Here is a 15997-nt window from a genome sequence, read left to right on the forward strand (position 1 = left end):
GGTGATGTCTCGGCGGGCAACTGGGTAAAACGCGCAGCGTACCCATTAAAGAAGGTGATCCCAAACTCCCCATAGTCATGGGGTTGGGGTCATCGCTGAAACCCGGCAATGACCTTCCTCGCATGCTCAAGCAGCAGCTTCTTTTGTGCTCCGTCAAACTGCTTTTTCTTTGCCATGATCCCTCAAATGATAACCCGCTCGACATCATCAAGCGTTACGTCCTCGTTGCGACGATCGTAAAGTTGCGTTGTGCGCGTATCGGAGCGGCTTGCCATGTCTCGCGCTTTCTCCAGTGAATCCGCTATACCGGGGCAACTCATGGGTTCTCGATGCTCTCTTCCATAAGCCGGACAGCGTTGAGAACCTTCCGGTTCCACATTGTTGCTAACGCTCGAAAGGTTCGCCAAGCGAGGCGACGCCGTTCAGCTTCAGGAGGCGACGGTCTGCCGAGATGATGCCGAGTACGATGATCGTGATGAGATAGGGCAGGCTCGACAGCAGCTGCGAGGGAACATCCATTCCTGTCGCTTGGGCCGCGAGCCCCATTAGCGAGACAGCACCGAAGAGGCAGGCACCGAGGAAGACGCGGCCGGTGAGCCAAGTGCCGAAGACCACCAGGGCGATTGCAATCCAGCCGCGCCCGGCAATCATGCCATCGGCCCAGAGCGGTGTGTAGATCACTGCAGCGTAGGCACCGGCAAAACCCGCCATCGCGCCGCCGAAAGCAATGGCGGTCACCCGAACGGTGATGACAGAGTAGCCGATGGCGTGGGCTGCCTTGGGGTTTTCGCCGACGGCGCGAACGACAAGGCCCAGTTTGGTATGGGTGAACACCGCCCATATGCCGAACGTTGCCACAAGCGAAATCCACACAACGATGTCTTGGTTGAAAAGCCCGCCGACGACCGGGATTTCGGATAACCAGGGAAACGCAATCTTCGGCAGTGCCTTTACCGTCAGGCTTTCATAAGTCTTTCCGAAAAGCGCGGAAAGACCTTGACCAAGAATGCCGATTGCTAGGCCAGTCGCCACCTGGTTTGCCCGAAATCCGATAACGACAATGGCAAACACCAGCGAAAGAGCAGCGCTGCCGAGACCTGCAACGACGAAGCCTAGAAAATGCCCACCGCCGTGATAGACGATGATGAAGGCGAGCACGGCCCCAAAGGCCATCAGCCCCTCGACTCCGAGGTTGAGAACTCCGGCGCGCTCGACCACCAACTCGCCGAGGGCGGCGAGAAGAAACGGCGTCGCGGCTGCAAGCATGCCGGAAATGATGAACTCGATGGCGTTCATGATGGGCTCCGGAGGGCGGTCTTTTTGGTGGCCTGCGGCCACTCCAAGCGGTAACGCACGAAGGCAACGGCGACGAGATAGGCAAGCAGAAGGCTGCCCTGGAAGACACGAACGGCGGCGATCGGCAGGTTGGCCGAGACCATGGCATTGTCGCCACCGATGTAGATGACGGCCATGACCAGCGCGGAAACAACGATGCCGAGCGGATGCAGCCCGCCGAGATAGGCGACGATGATGGCGGCATAGCCATAGCCGGTGGAGATCGAGCGTTGCAACTGCCCAAGCGGCCCCGCGACCTCAGCTGCGCCTGCAAGTCCTGCGGCAAAGCCGCCGATCAAAAGCGAAAGCCAGATTGCCCAGCTCTCGTTGAAGCCAGCGTAGCTGGCCGCCCGAGGCGCAAGCCCGCCGACCTGCAGCTTGTAACCGGCGAAACTCTTCTGCATGAAGACCCAGGCCGCAAGCGACAGCGAAAGCGTGATGAGGAGCGACACGTTGACTCGTGTGCCGGAAATCAGCGTCGGCACCATCGCGTCATACTGGAACATCACGGACTGGGGGAAGTTGAAGCCGTTCGGATCCTTCCATGGGCCGAGCAGCAGGTAGTTGAGCAGTTGGGCTGCCACAAGGCTCAGCATTAGCGAAACGAGGATTTCATTGGCATTCAGGTGGACACGCCAGAAAGCGGTGATTGACGCCCAGAGCGCGCCGCCGATTGCGCCGAGCAACAGCATCGCCGGCCAGATCCACTGACCCGACGCCTGCGGAAACCAGACGGGAATGGCGGAGGCGAAAATCGCACCGAGGATGAACTGGCCTTCTGCGCCAATGTTGAAGACTTTGGCACGAAAGCCGATCGCCAGCCCCTGGGCAATGAGAAGGAGTGGCCCTGCCTTCAACAGCACCTCGGAAAACGATGCCCAGGAGAGGAAGGGCTCGAGTAGCATGGCGTAGATGACGGCGACCGGGTCACGGCCCATCACCACGTAAAGGCCGAGATTGAGGACGATGGCGACCGTCAGCGCGATCACAGGGGCAAGTAAGGTTGCCTTCAGTGACGCGCGCTCACGCCGCACGAGGTTGGGAAGGAAAGCCATGGGCCAGACATTCATGCGTGCGCCTTCTCGGGCGAATGCTGCGCCCCGATCATGTATCTGCCGATTTCCTCTGGCTTGGTATCGCGGGTAATGAGTGGTGGGCTGAGCGCGCCGTGATGCAGCACTTGGATGGAATCGCTGAGCTCGAACAGCTCCTCAAGCTCTTCGGATATCACGAGGATCGCCATGCCTTCGTTGCGCAACGCCACAAGCCGGCTTCGAACGGCCGACGCCGCGCCGATATCGACGCCCCAGGTCGGCTGCGCCACGAACAGCAGCTTTGGCGATAGCATGATCTCGCGCCCGACGATGAACTTCTGCAGATTGCCACCAGACAAGCTGCCGGCTTCCGCGTCCGGGCCGGGTGCACGGACATCGTATTGGCGTATGCAATCTTGTGTGAACGCCGCGACGCGTGCCCTGTCGACAAGGCCGCCCCGCAGAAGCTTGAGGGGATGGGCCGTCAGCAGGCTGTTGAGGAGAAGTGACATTTCAGGCACGGCGCCCCTCCCGAGCCTGTCTTCCGGAACAAAGGCAAATCCAAGCTTGCGGCGGGCGCCGGCATCGAGCCTGCCGACGTCCTTTCCCATCATATAGATCCGGTCGCGCTGTTCGCGTCCAAGCAGCGTCTCCCCGGATATCAGCGCGGCAAGTTCACTTTGGCCATTGCCGGAGATTCCAGCAACTCCCAGAATTTCACCGCCGCGCACTTCAAGGCTGATGCCGGAAAGCGGCACGCCGAAAGGGTCGGAGGGCTTATAATCGAGGCCGATGATTTCAAGCTGCTTTTCACCGCCTGCCCGAGGCAGGGCCGGCATCGGCGACGGCATGTCGCGGCCGATCATCATGCGGGCAAGATCATGGGCATCATGCTCGCGCGGATCGATATCTCCCGTCACGCGCCCGCCGCGCAGAATGGTCGCCCGGTCGCAGATCGCCCGGATCTCCTCCAGCTTATGGGAGATGAACAGGATGGAAACGCCGCCATCGCGCAGACGGCGCAGTGTGTCGAAAAGCTTCTCCACCAATTGCGGTGGCAGGACCGAGGTGGGCTCATCCAGGATGAGCAGTTTCGGGTTGGTCATCAGGCAGCGAATGATCTCCACGCGCTGCCGTTCGCCGACTGACAACGCATGCACATGGGCGAGCGGATCGACGTCGAGGCCGAACTCCCGTCCAAGCGTTCGGATGCGTTCCTTGAGATCGGCTTTCCGCCCGGGGACCACCAGTTGGATGTTCTCCACCACGGTCAATGTCTCGAACAGCGAGAAGTGCTGGAAGACCATGCCTATGCCCTTGCGCCTTGCGTCTGCGGGGGAGGCAACGTGCAAGGGGTGTCCCTCCCAGATGACGGTTCCGTCATCCGGCTGTTCGACACCGTAGATCAGTTTCATCAGCGTCGATTTTCCCGCCCCGTTTTCTCCGAGGATCGCATGGATCGACTGCGGAGCCACATCGAGATCGATTGCCTGATTGGCATGGATCTGGCCGTAGCTCTTGGAAATGCCGCGGAGCGACAGGAGCGGGTTGGTCATGGTCTATTTTGGCAGCGGCGTGGCGACGCCCTTGACGTGCCAGTCCAGTGCGACGATCTCGGTATCGGGCATGGTCGTCCCGGCGGCCACGCCTTCGCTGCCGTCGGCTTTGGCGATCGGCCCGGTGAACGGCGAGAAGCTGCCATTGGCGATATTCGCCTCGATCTGTTTGATCTTGGTCATCACCTCGGCGGGGACGTCCGGGCTCCAGTCAATCACTTCAACGACCTTTTCAGTGACGCCGAGGAAGGTATTGGCGCCCTTGAAGGTGCCGGCGAGATGCGTATCGACAGACGCCTTGAAGAATGGCGACCAGTCCGTTGAAATGCAGCCGAGATAGGTTTTCGGCGCGTATTTCTTCATCGATGAGTTGAGGTTGAAGGAATAGACGCCGGCGTCCTCGCAGGCGGCGATGACAGACGGCGTATCCTGGGCATTGGAAAAGATCACGTCGCATTTCTGCGCGATCAGAGCCTTGGCGGCTTCCTGCTCCTTGGCGGGGTCGAACCATGAATTTACCCACACGACCGACACCTCGATGTCCGGCTTGATCGCTTGGGCGCCGAGCGTGAAGGCGTTGATGGTGGTGATCAGTTCCGGGATCGCGAAGGCGGATACGGAACCGAGCTTGCCGGTTTTGCTGAGTGCTGCGGCCGCCATTCCAAGCAGATAGGAGCCCTGGAAATACTTGGCGGCGAAGGGAGAGAAGTTCGGAGCAACTTGGAAGCCCGATGCATGCAGCACCGTCACGCTCGGATCGCGACGGGCGATTTGCAGTGCGCCGTTCTGATAGCCGAAAGAGCCGGCAATCAGGAACTTGTTTCCGTCGGCAACGGTCTTATTCATGATGCGGTCGGCATCGGGACCTTCCGCGATATTCTCAAGAATGGTGACCTTTACCTTGTCGCCATAGGCTGCCTTGATAGGGTCGAGGCCAGCGGCAAGGGCGTGACCCCAGCCGACATCGCCGATCGGCGAGGGAACGACGAGCGCGATGCCGAGCGGCTCGTCGGCAGCAAAGGCGAGGCGGCTGCCGAGCGCGCCGGCAAAGCCGGTTGCGGCAGCGGCCTTGATCAGGTTTCTGCGGGTCAGATTGTTCATGGTGACAGTTCCCTTTTTTTGGTTTTTTTAGAATTCTACGGTGGCGAGTGCGGCCTCGGCATCAGCAGACAGTTTCGCTTCGTCAAGGCCGGGGAATTCGCCCTTCTGCCAGACAATGCGGCCGTTGATCATGGTCATGTCGGTTGCCATGCCGATGCCGACGCGGGGGATCAAGCTCAGCGGATCATGCCGTGTACCGACATAGTCCATACGGCGGGTATCAATCGCAAACAGGTCGGCGGCCATGCCCGGCGCAAGCCGGCCGATGTCGCGCCGCCCGAGCAGGCTCGCGCCGCCGGTCGTGGCGTAGCTGAGGAAATCGACGGGTGGTGGTACCGGATGGGCGCGTGTGGACGAAACGAGGCACTGCAGCATGTAGGCCGAGTGCAGGCAGTGCATCAGGTTCGAATTGTCGTTGGATGCGGTGCCGTCGCAGCCGAGGCCGACACGCATGCCAAAGGCGGACATGGCCGGAATATCGGTGACTTCGGCGCCGACCAGATAGACCGGTTCCGGGCAATGCGCGACGCCGGTGCCGCTGGCAGCCATCGTCCTCAGTTCGTCATGGGTGAGTTCCCAGCAATGGGCATAGAAGGCATCGGGTCCGGCAAACCCGAGCTCTTCCAGATAGTCGACGGTGCGCATGCCGTGGCGGGCCTGAATGACCGGGCTCTCGCCTTCGCCCACATGCGTATGCATCATCACGCCGCGATCGCGCGCCAGCGCCACCGACTCCACGAAGGTTTCGCGGTAGCAGTTGACCGGCTGGCAAGGCGCGACCGCAACCTGGCGCATACTGAACGGGCTTGTGTCGTGATAGGTGTCGATCAGGCGGGCGCAATCGGCAATGAATTCGTCCGTCGTCTCCAGCATTTCATCGGGTATGGTGGAACCCTTCGACTTCGGCAAGGTATTGCCGCCGCGGCCGGCATGAAAGCGCATTCCCAGCAGTTCTGCAGCCTCGAACTGGCGATCGATCAGCCGCTTTCCGGCGTGGCGGGGGAAATTGTACTGGTGATCGAAAGCGGTGGTGCAGCCATGCTTGATCAGTTCGGCCATCGCGGTGACCGAGGAATGGTAGAAGCATTCCTCGTTGAGCTGCGAGAAGATGGGGTAGATGCGGTCCAGCCATTCGATGACCGAAAGCTTCGTCCAGTCAAGTTCGGCACGGTTACGCACGAAGCACTGGAAGAAATGATGGTGCGTATTGACGAGGCCGGGATAGACAAACCAGCCGGTGGCGTCTTGTACCGTTGTACCATCGGGTAGCGCGGCGCCGAGATTCTCGCCGATGGCCTGGATGGCGGCGCCATGGGTCAGGAGATCGACATTGCGACGGACGACCGGACCCGTGCCGTCATCGACGATCACAGCTGCGCAATTCTTTAGAAGGTAGCCGGTCATGTCATGCCTCGCCCAGTTCGATATGAGGATCGGGCTTCAGTTCATGCAGCCGGTGAATGCCGGGCATCTCGATGAAATGATCGAGGCCACGCAGCGCCCGTGACCAGAGCCTGATCGCGGGATAGGGATCGAGCGGCACGCCGCCATCGGGGGCAAGCGCGACATAGGGAAAGCAGGCAATATCGGCAACTGTCGGCCGGTTAGCTGCAAGGAAACACATGCCACGAAGGCTTTGTTCGACCAGGCCCGCCTCCAATTCGCGTAGGGCCAGAACCCCGTGCGTCTGCAGCGCAGCGATGTCGCCGGGTCGCAGCAGCATTTCGGTCAGCCGTGCGCCGCCGAGACTTGCCGTCAGCCGGCCGGAAAAGGACAGCCATTGCTGCACCCGCGCAACTTCTTCGGCGCTTGCGCGGCCTAGCCATTCCGGTGCCGCCTTGGCCGCGAGATAGACGAGCATGGCCGAAGATTCGGTTAGGATCAGGTCGCCGTCCTCAAGGATCGGGATCCAACCGGCCGGATTGAGCGCCAGGAGTTCGGCGCTCTTGTGTTCCGCCCCGGGGTGGAAATCCACCGGGTGGATATCGAGCTTCACGCCAGTCAGCGCCGCCATCAGGCGAACCTTGTAGCAACTGGGCGAGAGGATGTAGTCGTAGAGCTTCATTGGGCCACCAACTGCGCGCCATAGGTATAGTTGTGGCGTTTAAGCCAGCGCCGATAGGCGACCGAAGTCAGATCGGCCCGTGTCGGGATTTCCATGCCGGGATCCAGCGGCAGAAGGCGCGGGATCTGGTTTTCGAGGATAGACCGGTCCTGCAGGAAGATCGTCTGCTGAAAATGAATGAGATCGGTCAGGGACGTCGTGTCATCGAACAGCGCCATCCATGGCCAGACGTCGCACAGGTCCTCGGCAAGCGGCTGCACGAAGAGAGTGATGACATCCCATTCGCTCGGGCGTGGCGGGCATGTCTTGTAGAGAACCGAGCAGGTCGGCGCCGGCACGCGGTACATATACTCAGTCGTAATACCGCCGCTTGCCGACTTGGCCGCCTGCGGCTGATAGAATTTCACCTGCGTTGCCCAGACTTCGTCAACATCTTCGCGGATCTCGACCTTGTAGTTTTGGACTTCCGTATGGGGCTCGGCGCCGAGAATGTCGGTGTGCACAAACGGAAAATGTGCGACGTCGAGGAAGTTTTCGACGGCGCGCAGGGGAGAGCAGCGCACGCGGACCACACCGACATCAACGAAGCGGCGGCCCGGCTGATCAGCCTCCGGGATCGGAAAAAGCTCCTTCTTCGGTTCGCCAAGCGACGACCAGACGTGGCCGTAGCGCACGCGCACGGGCAGGGTGCGGCCGTTTCCTCCAATTACTCTGGCGTTTCCCTCCGCATCGCGGCCGACTGTGATCGGCTCGCCCATCAAGGTGGTCTGGCGCCCTGCCTGATCAAGCTGGCTGAAAAGGCCGACGGGATACCATTCGTCGATGATCGCTTGCACGCTCATTGTGCGAACTCTTTCTTGTGAAGATCCTCGGCCCTGCGGCGTAGACTTTCGGTGCTGCGCACAGCAGCAATGCGAGCAGCCGGGTCGATTATGCCCTTGAGCAGAACATGGATCAGCGTCCTGTCCTCTTCCTGTGGCGAGAGTAGGAGACAGATGGCGCCCATACCACTGGCGATCTCCACAATACCTTGCGGACTCGTTTTTGCTCCGGCTGCGGCCGCAATCGCGGCAATGTTTGCAAGCGCTGTGAGGGAGCGCAGGGGCACGAGACCTTCAAGCCGGGGTGGCCCACCCTCTGGCTGCCCGGCAGCGACCCAGATGACACCGTCGGCCTCTTCGACCACATGCGTCACCACCCGGATCGTCTCCGGCGGCACCAACCCTGGATGCGCCGGAATGCGAAGACAGTTTCCAGCCCGTGCGTAGCTCCAGCCGTGGTAGATGCAGGATAGCGCTTCACCGCGCACAAAGCCGTGAGACAGGCGCATTCCCCGATGCGGACAGCGATCGGCAGATGCTGCAGTGCGCCCGGAATCCGTTCGCCACAGGGCAAGGGATCCGGCCGGTATCTGTACCGGCATCACGGTTCCTGCTGGCAAATCCGCGGAAAGGGCGACTGGCGTCCACGAGCCCGTCGTGTCGGAATGCATAACTGTACTTTCTGAACGAAATCAAAGGCTAACCAAGCAAAACCGCGTTCTTTGTCGCGCGTCATTCTCCCCAGCAGCCACCACGATTGCATAATTTTTTCGCAATGGCAAGAATGATCAAATAAAGTGCAGCGGTTGTGAGCGCTACAGAAATGCGCGCGGCAGTTACGTCGTTTTAGAGTTGATAGGCCTGCGTTCTATCGTCTCAACCCAGACATCGATCGGCCCCAGCGAACACCCCATCTCCATCATGTCGATCAGTTCCTCCGACCCTTCGACCTCCATCTCGACCCGGTCGCTGCTGGCATGGGATATGGCATGGGAAAGCCCCAGTTTGGCGGCATGCCTCCGGATCCACGGCACGAAGGAGGGGGCATCGAGATCGCCGAGGATAGTCATCCATTCCCGGGTGGGATCGCTGTGCTGTTTTCTCATGGCGGGCCTCGCATTTCAGTTGCATGTACATACAATAGCGATTGGATTGGGCTGCGGAAGGGGGCATGCTAAAGATTAAAACCTTGGAAACGAAAGCCACCGATAAAGTAGTGTTGTCCGTTAGGGAGTTGACCGTCAGGCTTCCAAAGAACATGGAGCGGACATATTCCGTGAATAATATTTGCTTCGACCTAAACTCTGGAGAAATTTCTCTGCATTATCGGCGAGTCCGGTTCGGGAAAATCCGTCACCGCCAATGCCATCATGGGGCTTCTCTCCTCGGCGAAGGGCGCCGGTTTGTTACAACACAGTCATGACGAAACGTATGGTTCACACGAGGTGAGGAAGGCGCGTGCCCAGTTTTTTAAGCAGATCAAGGGGCGGTTTCGTGAGCTTTGCGCCGCAGCAATCGTGATCGAGGGAGCGACGCCAACCAATGCCACTCCGGTTGGCCGCTCAAGGGTTCGGCAAGGCTTTGGGGGTGAATTTCCATTTCGCCAAGGGTGAGGGGGCCGCCGCAACCGTCGGGAAAGAGTGCCGCATATAGCGATCACGCGCCATCTATACTCTCCTTTGGCAACAGGTCTGCAGGGACCGTTACGCGATAAATCGGGTGGAGCCGGCCGCCTGGGACAAGTGCCCGATCACCGCGTCCCATATCGATCTGCGATCTGTCTATATGCTTGAGCCACGCATGCGCATGCTTGTCGGCATAGACGAAGAATAGGCGTTTCACCTTTACGCTGCGACACTGGGTCAACAGCGTCGTCAACATTGTCGGGCGCAAATTGACCATTCCCTCAAACACCATGTCGATGCTGTGAAAGCTCTCGTTCTTCGGAAGTTCATCAAGAAGCTCCAGTATCGCCCGCTCTGCCGACGAAATTCTGAAAAGCCATCGCCACGGGCTCATGGCGAGTTCCTCATCTGGATTATCGGAGAGGCTGAATTCGCTATTCTCCACGCCGCTGCTCTCCTCAGGGAAAAGTCCATGACGTCGTCGAACGAACCTGGCATCGGTTGTCAATGTCATAAGCCAGTCAGGGATATCGGACCCATAGAGGTACACGCGTGTATCACCGCCAAGCTGCAGGTCGCAGGCCACCATGCCTGAAGCAGCAGATGATCACCCGGCCACCATATCAAATTGTGCCTGTGTCGAAGTCGCGCTTCGGATAAAAAGCAGTTCCCCACCTTCCCTTCGTTACGGAAAATGGCAATCCGGCTGATCAGGCCATTGAAGCAGGCACCAAATGAAACATGCGTGCTCGTTAGCCGGGATATGGAATGCAACTTCGGGGACAGTCGATCCCGATTTCCGCCGTGGCGGCGGCGCGATGCTAAATCTCCTACGAATGCCAGAGCCGTGGCTTAGGCCAGCCATTCGATGGGGCTTATGAAGGGTATTGATACGGCCGAAACGGTTTTCGACGGCCGTAATGACAAGGTCTTGAACATCTTCGCTGTTGGAGAGCACGGCATCGAGGGACACGGCCATCAGGCCATTGACCTCGGTAACAAGCTCATAGCGATCAAATCTCAGCTGCAAAGGGGGCATTGGCTGCCGCGGGTCCAGGATCGATCAGGCATGAGCTACGGGATATGCGCATAGCTCGGGAGGCGAATGCGTGACCATCTGATGCCATTGGGTGGGTGCGGCTGCCATTCAACTGCGGCTCTCATTCCGAGTAGGAAAGCGTTTCTACGAGCCGCTGCAATGCCGGCGGTAGTGAACCGGCGTCGGTAATGTGCGCCTTAAGCCCGCTTTTGTCAGAATGACCGTCTTGATACCAGTGGATCAATCCGACTGCCACGTCCTGAGCCGCCTTGTCATTGATGTCTACCGAATTTTCCACGCACCATGCCTCCAGAAAGGTCTGCAAGAGAGCTAGGTCTTCAGGCGCAAGGAACTGGCTGGACGTCACAGTGGAGTGCATGGTGAACCCTTTCCGTCTTGGACAGGAAATCATTTTGATCGACTGCAATGCAGGGTCCGGCAGCGCATGATTGACCCAATATCGTTTAAAGCTTGCGCTAAGCTTGGAAACGATATCATCGGTAGCGATAAGAGTTCTTCTCGATACCTACTGCGATCCAGATTAGATGGCCTCAGGAAGGCGTGCATCATGGACAGCATCAAGCGCGAGAAGAGCCGCATTCCGCCCTGCGAGAGTTTCTCGGTAGTCTTGCGCGCTTCAACATCCCTGAAGAATGGTGCGTCCGGCGCCAACCGGGCAACAGTCATGGCCGGCATGATCTCCAAGCCAGTTACACATACCCAAAACACCATCATTTTTGCTTGCGCAGTTGTGGTGATTTTGGATGGTTTCCCCCACCAGCCGATTCCGGCCTTGCAACAAACCGGGGCGGATATACCCTCCGGTTTGGAATTAAACAGAGATCAATGGATAGATGAAAATGGCAATGCAACGTGCACTTGTTCTTGAGCGTCAGCACGAACTGACGCTTCGTAATATCGACTTGCCGGCGACCACCGGACCGGGCCAGGTGAAGATCAAGATCCATACCGTCGGTGTATGTGGATCAGACGTTCACTATTACACCCACGGCAAGATTGGCCCTTTTGTCGTCAAAGAGCCTATGGTTCTCGGACACGAGGGTGCCGGTATAGTCATCGAGATTGGGGAGGGTGTGACCCATCTGAAAGTTGGCGATCGCGTGTGCATGGAGCCCGGCATTCCCGATCCGAATTCCAAGGCGAGCCGGCTCGGCATGTACAACATCGATCCCGCCGTCGCCTTTTGGGCGACGCCGCCGATTCACGGGGTTCTGACACCGGAAGTCGTTCATTCGGCAAATTACACATTCAAGTTGCCGGACAATGTCAGCTTTGCTCAGGGCGCGATGGTGGAGCCCTTCGCGGTCGGTATGCAGGCGGCGGCCAAGGCAAAAATCGTTCCGGGCGATACGGCTGTCATTCTCGGCGCTGGACCGATTGGCACCATGGTGGCAATTGCCGCTCTTGCCGGGGGATGCGCACGGGCGATCGTGGCGGATTTCGCCCAGCCGAAGCTTGATATAGCTGCCCAGTATCAAGGCGTCATTCCCGTCAACATCAGGGAGACAAACGTTGCCGAGAAAGTCAATCGGTTGACCGATGGCTGGGGCGCGGACGTGATCTTCGAGTGCTCCGGTTCGCCGAAAGCCTGGGAGACACTCATGCAACTCGTTCGTCCAGGCGGGACGATCGTTGCAGTCGGTCTTCCCGTCAATCCGGTCGCCTTCGATGTTTCCACAGCCACCACCAAAGAGGTCCGGATCGAGACGGTGTTTCGCTACGCCCACCAGTATGAGCGTTCGATCGCGTTGCTCGCGTCGGGTCGTGTGGATCTCAAGCCGCTGATCTCGGAAACGTTCACGTTCGAGGACTCGATCAAGGCGTTTGAACGGGCAGTCGAGGCACGTCCGACCGATGTCAAGCTGCAGATCGTATTTGACGCGTGACCGTCGCGGCGATCACCGGTTATCTGGCAGATGAGGGCTGTCACATCACGGACAGTTCGCAGTTCGACGATCTGGAGACGGGGCTGTTATCCAGCAGGGCTATTTGATGATGCGCGCGGTGGTTCGCTTTTGCCTACGTGTTTGTCCGGGCGAGTGGGCACCGCCGATGAAGGAGCTTATGTGACATCACCGGCCGGAGGTCGGAAGTTCTGGATGAGGCTGTCACACAGATCGGTCGAAACATCACCAGCGTATAGCGCGATGCAGTGTTTCTGGACGACTCGACCGATAGCCTGACTGCTGGAGAAAAGTCTTCCTCTGGACGATGCCGATTTCGTCCATCCTCGGACACGTCGTCCTCCATGAGGCAACCACAACGTCCGCCCACCGACCTAGATTTTGATCAGGATTTAGAACCAAGACCGAGGTCGGGATCAACGCGTTCCAGAAACAGTGACATCCTATCGTCCCCCGTCTCCGGCTCGCTCCCCACCATTACCGCCGAGGCGATAGCGATGAGCGAAGAGGTGGGATTGTGTGTCGATGCCCCGGCCCTGATGTTCATGACAAGCGTCGGGCACAGAAAAAGCGCGAGCCTAATGACGTGGCGCCAATCTTTCGGAAGCATGCCCCGTGCATCCAACGCGCTCAAAAGAGGCCGCCACACATTGTCGGCCTTCACGTCCAGCAATTTGGCTCGCACCACACTCAAATCCCAATTCGTTTCCAGGAAAAGCGTGCCAGCCTCGTAGCGGGCAAGCCCCGAAAATCGTTTTTCAGCGTCGGCAGGATCATAGAGCCATAGCGGATGTGCGAAAACATTATGGAAGGTCGTCTTCACCTCAGCGAGAAGCGTCGGCACATTCTGCCCTGCAAAGGCCGGATCGAAGTAGGACAGTTGCGCCCGGCCGTCCGTCTCTCTGTACCAGACATTCGCATTGTGCGCATCGCCGTGCGCGACGACGCCACCGGCATCGGCAAGCCGGTCGGGTCTCAGGCGAATACTCGCAAGCTCGAAGAGTTCGCCAAAGCTGTGACGATATCGCCGGTCATTAATGACGATTCGGGCCCTAGAAAAGGTCTCCCAGTCGAGATCGACGCCCGGCAGAACAAACTGCTGGTCTACGTAGAAACTTTTGTAGCGCCCGCCCGGAATGGCGCCGGATTGCGGATCGGTGAGCCTGTCGTGGAACAGCCTATGGATCGGCTCGGCCGCAACCTCCTGCGGCGTCACCTCATGCAGGCTTTCGAGGTAGACGGAAAGCACCCGGGCAGAAAGAGCCGTCTCCGCAGCAACGGCCTTCGATTCCGCCGCGGGATCCGGTTGGAGGTCCAACGCCCGAAGCACATCGGAAAATCGCGGATCGCTGCGCCGGCGATAAATGAGTATCTGTTCTCCGGGCAGAACCGACATATAAAGGGGTTGATCAACCGGGAGCCCGGCGCGAGCAAGGATGTCGGCGCGATAATATTCGCCGGACATCGCCTCTTCGCCTTCCTCCTGATGAAACTTGAAGAAAAACGACTGGCCGTCGGCGTCGAAAAAGCCGTTCAGCGAATTCAGGCTGTATTGATCGCGATTGATGCGGATCGACTCGGCCTTCAGTGAAAACAGGTCCAGAAGCAGGCAGGCCAGAAGTGCTGTCGCCGCCGGCTCATCGGTTCGCGCCATCCGGCGAATGTCAGCTGTCCTGCTGTTGGTTTCGGTCATCTTCATCGTCCAGTCCTTGATGTTATTTCAGCGATGACGGTGCATAGCGGCTGCCAAGGGAATAGCGGTTGCCGGCATAGGTGAGCCGGTTGACCGTCGCGACTTTTGTACCGGACCAGGTCCGGCGGTGAAGAAGCAGGCAGGGGGTTCCCTCTTCCACCTTTAGCATCCGTGCGGTTTCAGCATCCGCTCCGATGGCGGAAATAACGTGTTCCACTTCGGTCATTGGCGTCGAGCGCTGCAGATAGTCGTAGGTGGTCATAAGAGCGAAGTCCTGCTGCTCGTAGTCCGGCACGAGTTCCGAGTTGACGAAGCGCTCTTCGACCTGGACAGGAATGCCGTTGTCAAAGTGGACGACGATCGAATGGGCAACGCGGATCTGCCTGCCGGCCTCGAAGGCTGCCAAGAGTTCGATTTCCGGCCTTATAGTTTCGAGCAGAATGACCTCGGCGCGATGTTCTCCGCCACGCCCGATAATTTCGCTGGCAATATTGGCGACCTCGATCAGGGTCGATTGCGGCTTGGGTGGGGCAACGAATGTACCCACCCCTTGAATGCGCAGGAGATAACCTTCGGACGTGAGCTCCCGCAACGCCCTGTGAACAGTCATGCGGGATACACCGAGCCTTGCCACCAGATCGTGCTCGGACGGTAGCCTGCGGTTCTTGTCCCATTCACCGCTGCCGATATGCGCAAGGACATAATCCTTGACCTTCTCGTAGAGGGGGCTCGCATTATCGGTCAGGGGCTTCATCGCAACCGGCTTTCCATCAAAGGCTTGGGTCACGGGCGGTACCCGAGCCGAACGATCGTTTTGAGACCTGTGACATTGCCGGCAAGAAGCCGCTCATAGGCCTGCGGCACGGCATCGATTGTGATTTCCCGGTCGATCAATTTGACAAGAGCGGGCGCCAGTTCGGGCAACATGGCGACAGCTTCCGGCAACTCGTCGGTAAAGGCGTGGCAGCCGATGAGCGCGATTTCGCGCTCGACGAGCGTGTTCGGGTCGAGCTCGATGCGACCGTGAGTGATGCCGACCAGTGTCAGCGAACCGCCGCCACCGAGAAGCACAATAGCCCGCATCAGGACATCGATATGGCCCGTCGCGTCAAGCGCGTAACGCAGTACCCGTCCAGAAAGCACATCGCCGAGAGATTCCGTGTCGAGAGTGATACTTAACGCACCTGTCACCCGCGCAACTAGTTCTGCGCGATCCGCGTTGCGGTCGCAGACAAGGACCGGACCATCGTGAAGGCGCGATAGGAGAAGCGCTGCAAGGCCCCCAATTGGGCCGCAGCCGATAACGAGAACCGGCTCGCCTGCCGGGGCAGCCTGCCGGCGTACCGCATGCAGGGCAACAGCCAGCGGCTCGGCCATGGCAGCAATGGCGGGATCAAGCGCCGGATCGTACCTGACGAGCAGCCGCTCCGGTAATGCCACCTGCTCTGCAAAGCCACCGTCGCAGATTTCTCCCACGAAGCCGAGATGGTCGCAGATGTTGTGCCGGCCGCTTTGGCAGGCAGGGCATTCGCCGCACCAGAACCGGGAGTCGGCAACGACTGTATCGCCGGACGTGAACGCGCGAACATCCATCCCGACCTCCGTGACCACGCCCGCGAACTCATGCCCTGCCACCGAAGGCGACCGCGTGATCCACTGTCCGGTACGAAAATTATGAATATCGGAGCCGCAGATACCAGCGGCGGTAACAGCGACACGGACCGAGCCGGGGGCAAGCGGGCCGGGGATGTCGATGTCCTCGACCCGGATATCGCCTGCTGTGTAGAGTCGGGCCGCCTTCAT

The 15997-nt window shown here is 59.2% G+C and carries 16 protein-coding genes and 2 pseudogenes; 4 read left to right on the forward strand and 14 right to left on the reverse strand.

Translation table 11 applies throughout. The features are described from left to right. Positions 1 to 384: 384 nt before the first annotated feature. The 9 genes from ACP7E0_RS26055 to ACP7E0_RS26095 all read right to left on the reverse strand — a co-directional run bounded on the left by ACP7E0_RS26055 (position 385) and on the right by ACP7E0_RS26095 (position 9018). A complete protein-coding gene (locus ACP7E0_RS26055) occupies positions 385 to 1296 on the reverse strand; it encodes an ABC transporter permease (protein ID WP_426129165.1) in 912 nt (303 codons plus the stop codon). Beyond that, complete coding sequence (locus ACP7E0_RS26060; RefSeq protein ID WP_426129167.1) at positions 1293 to 2405, reverse strand: ABC transporter permease; 1113 nt, start codon at positions 2403 to 2405, stop codon at positions 1293 to 1295. The genes ACP7E0_RS26055 and ACP7E0_RS26060 overlap by 4 nt, the downstream gene beginning before the upstream one ends. Then, positions 2402 to 3925, reverse strand: coding sequence for an ABC transporter ATP-binding protein (locus ACP7E0_RS26065; RefSeq protein ID WP_426129169.1), 1524 nt, complete (start codon positions 3923 to 3925; stop codon positions 2402 to 2404). Before ACP7E0_RS26065 ends, ACP7E0_RS26060 begins: the two co-directional genes overlap by 4 nt. Before the next feature lie 3 nt (positions 3926 to 3928). Beyond that, on the reverse strand, positions 3929 to 5026 hold the full coding sequence (locus tag ACP7E0_RS26070) for a BMP family ABC transporter substrate-binding protein (RefSeq protein WP_426129171.1): 1098 nt from the start codon (positions 5024 to 5026) through the stop codon (positions 3929 to 3931). A 27-nt stretch (positions 5027 to 5053) separates the two neighbouring features. Further along, a complete protein-coding gene (locus tag ACP7E0_RS26075; protein ID WP_426129173.1) occupies positions 5054 to 6430 on the reverse strand; it encodes an amidohydrolase in 1377 nt (458 codons plus the stop codon). A 1-nt stretch (position 6431) separates the two neighbouring features. Then, on the reverse strand, positions 6432 to 7091 hold the full coding sequence (locus ACP7E0_RS26080; RefSeq protein WP_426129175.1) for a glutathione S-transferase family protein: 660 nt from the start codon (positions 7089 to 7091) through the stop codon (positions 6432 to 6434). Continuing rightward, complete coding sequence (locus ACP7E0_RS26085) at positions 7088 to 7933, reverse strand: aromatic ring-hydroxylating dioxygenase subunit alpha (protein ID WP_426129177.1); 846 nt, start codon at positions 7931 to 7933, stop codon at positions 7088 to 7090. Before ACP7E0_RS26085 ends, ACP7E0_RS26080 begins: the two co-directional genes overlap by 4 nt. Beyond that, positions 7930 to 8583 carry a Rieske 2Fe-2S domain-containing protein gene (locus ACP7E0_RS26090; protein WP_426129178.1) on the reverse strand — a complete coding sequence of 218 codons (654 nt, stop codon included), beginning with the start codon at positions 8581 to 8583 and terminating at the stop codon, positions 7930 to 7932. The genes ACP7E0_RS26085 and ACP7E0_RS26090 overlap by 4 nt, the downstream gene beginning before the upstream one ends. 165 nt (positions 8584 to 8748) lie before the next feature. Then, entirely contained in the window at positions 8749 to 9018 is a 270-nt protein-coding gene (locus tag ACP7E0_RS26095; protein WP_426129180.1) for an acylphosphatase, read from the reverse strand. A 65-nt stretch (positions 9019 to 9083) separates the two neighbouring features. On the opposite strand from ACP7E0_RS26095, the pseudogene ACP7E0_RS26100 reads away from it, so the two are divergent. Next, positions 9084 to 9525 (forward strand): annotated as a pseudogene (locus ACP7E0_RS26100) (ATP-binding cassette domain-containing protein). Positions 9526 to 9568: 43 nt separating this feature from the next. On the opposite strand, the gene ACP7E0_RS26105 reads toward ACP7E0_RS26100, so the two are convergent. Together ACP7E0_RS26105 and ACP7E0_RS26110 are read right to left on the reverse strand one after the other, a co-directional pair. Then, a complete protein-coding gene (locus tag ACP7E0_RS26105) occupies positions 9569 to 10126 on the reverse strand; it encodes a type IV toxin-antitoxin system AbiEi family antitoxin domain-containing protein (protein ID WP_426129182.1) in 558 nt (185 codons plus the stop codon). Positions 10127 to 10697: 571 nt separating this feature from the next. Beyond that, positions 10698 to 11003 carry a hypothetical protein gene (locus ACP7E0_RS26110; RefSeq protein ID WP_426129184.1) on the reverse strand — a complete coding sequence of 102 codons (306 nt, stop codon included), beginning with the start codon at positions 11001 to 11003 and terminating at the stop codon, positions 10698 to 10700. Positions 11004 to 11144: 141 nt separating this feature from the next. Here ACP7E0_RS26110 and ACP7E0_RS26115 point away from each other — a divergent pair, with 141 nt between their 5' ends. The 3 genes and pseudogenes from ACP7E0_RS26115 to purU form a co-directional block, all read left to right on the forward strand. Beyond that, positions 11145 to 11465 carry a hypothetical protein gene (locus tag ACP7E0_RS26115; protein ID WP_426129186.1) on the forward strand — a complete coding sequence of 107 codons (321 nt, stop codon included), beginning with the start codon at positions 11145 to 11147 and terminating at the stop codon, positions 11463 to 11465. Continuing rightward, on the forward strand, positions 11437 to 12483 hold the full coding sequence (locus ACP7E0_RS26120; RefSeq protein WP_426129188.1) for an NAD(P)-dependent alcohol dehydrogenase: 1047 nt from the start codon (positions 11437 to 11439) through the stop codon (positions 12481 to 12483). Before ACP7E0_RS26115 ends, ACP7E0_RS26120 begins: the two co-directional genes overlap by 29 nt. Then, a pseudogene (gene purU / locus ACP7E0_RS26125) lies at positions 12480 to 12581 on the forward strand (formyltetrahydrofolate deformylase); the annotation flags it as partial. The gene ACP7E0_RS26120 and the pseudogene purU, both read left to right, overlap by 4 nt. Positions 12582 to 12886: 305 nt before the next feature. Here the strand turns inward: purU and ACP7E0_RS26130 are convergent. Genes ACP7E0_RS26130 through ACP7E0_RS26140 form a run of 3 tightly spaced genes read right to left on the reverse strand, consistent with a single transcriptional unit; the run spans position 12887 to position 15997 of the window. After that, complete coding sequence (locus tag ACP7E0_RS26130; protein WP_426129354.1) at positions 12887 to 14194, reverse strand: hypothetical protein; 1308 nt, start codon at positions 14192 to 14194, stop codon at positions 12887 to 12889. 22 nt (positions 14195 to 14216) lie between these two features. After that, on the reverse strand, positions 14217 to 14948 hold the full coding sequence (gene hutC, locus ACP7E0_RS26135) for a histidine utilization repressor (protein WP_426129356.1): 732 nt from the start codon (positions 14946 to 14948) through the stop codon (positions 14217 to 14219). Positions 14949 to 14977: 29 nt separating this feature from the next. Next, on the reverse strand, positions 14978 to 15997 hold the full coding sequence (locus ACP7E0_RS26140) for a zinc-dependent alcohol dehydrogenase (protein WP_426129190.1): 1020 nt from the start codon (positions 15995 to 15997) through the stop codon (positions 14978 to 14980).

The sequence above is a fragment of the Pararhizobium sp. PWRC1-1 genome (assembly GCF_049897905.1).
GTDB lineage: Bacteria > Pseudomonadota > Alphaproteobacteria > Rhizobiales > Rhizobiaceae > Pararhizobium.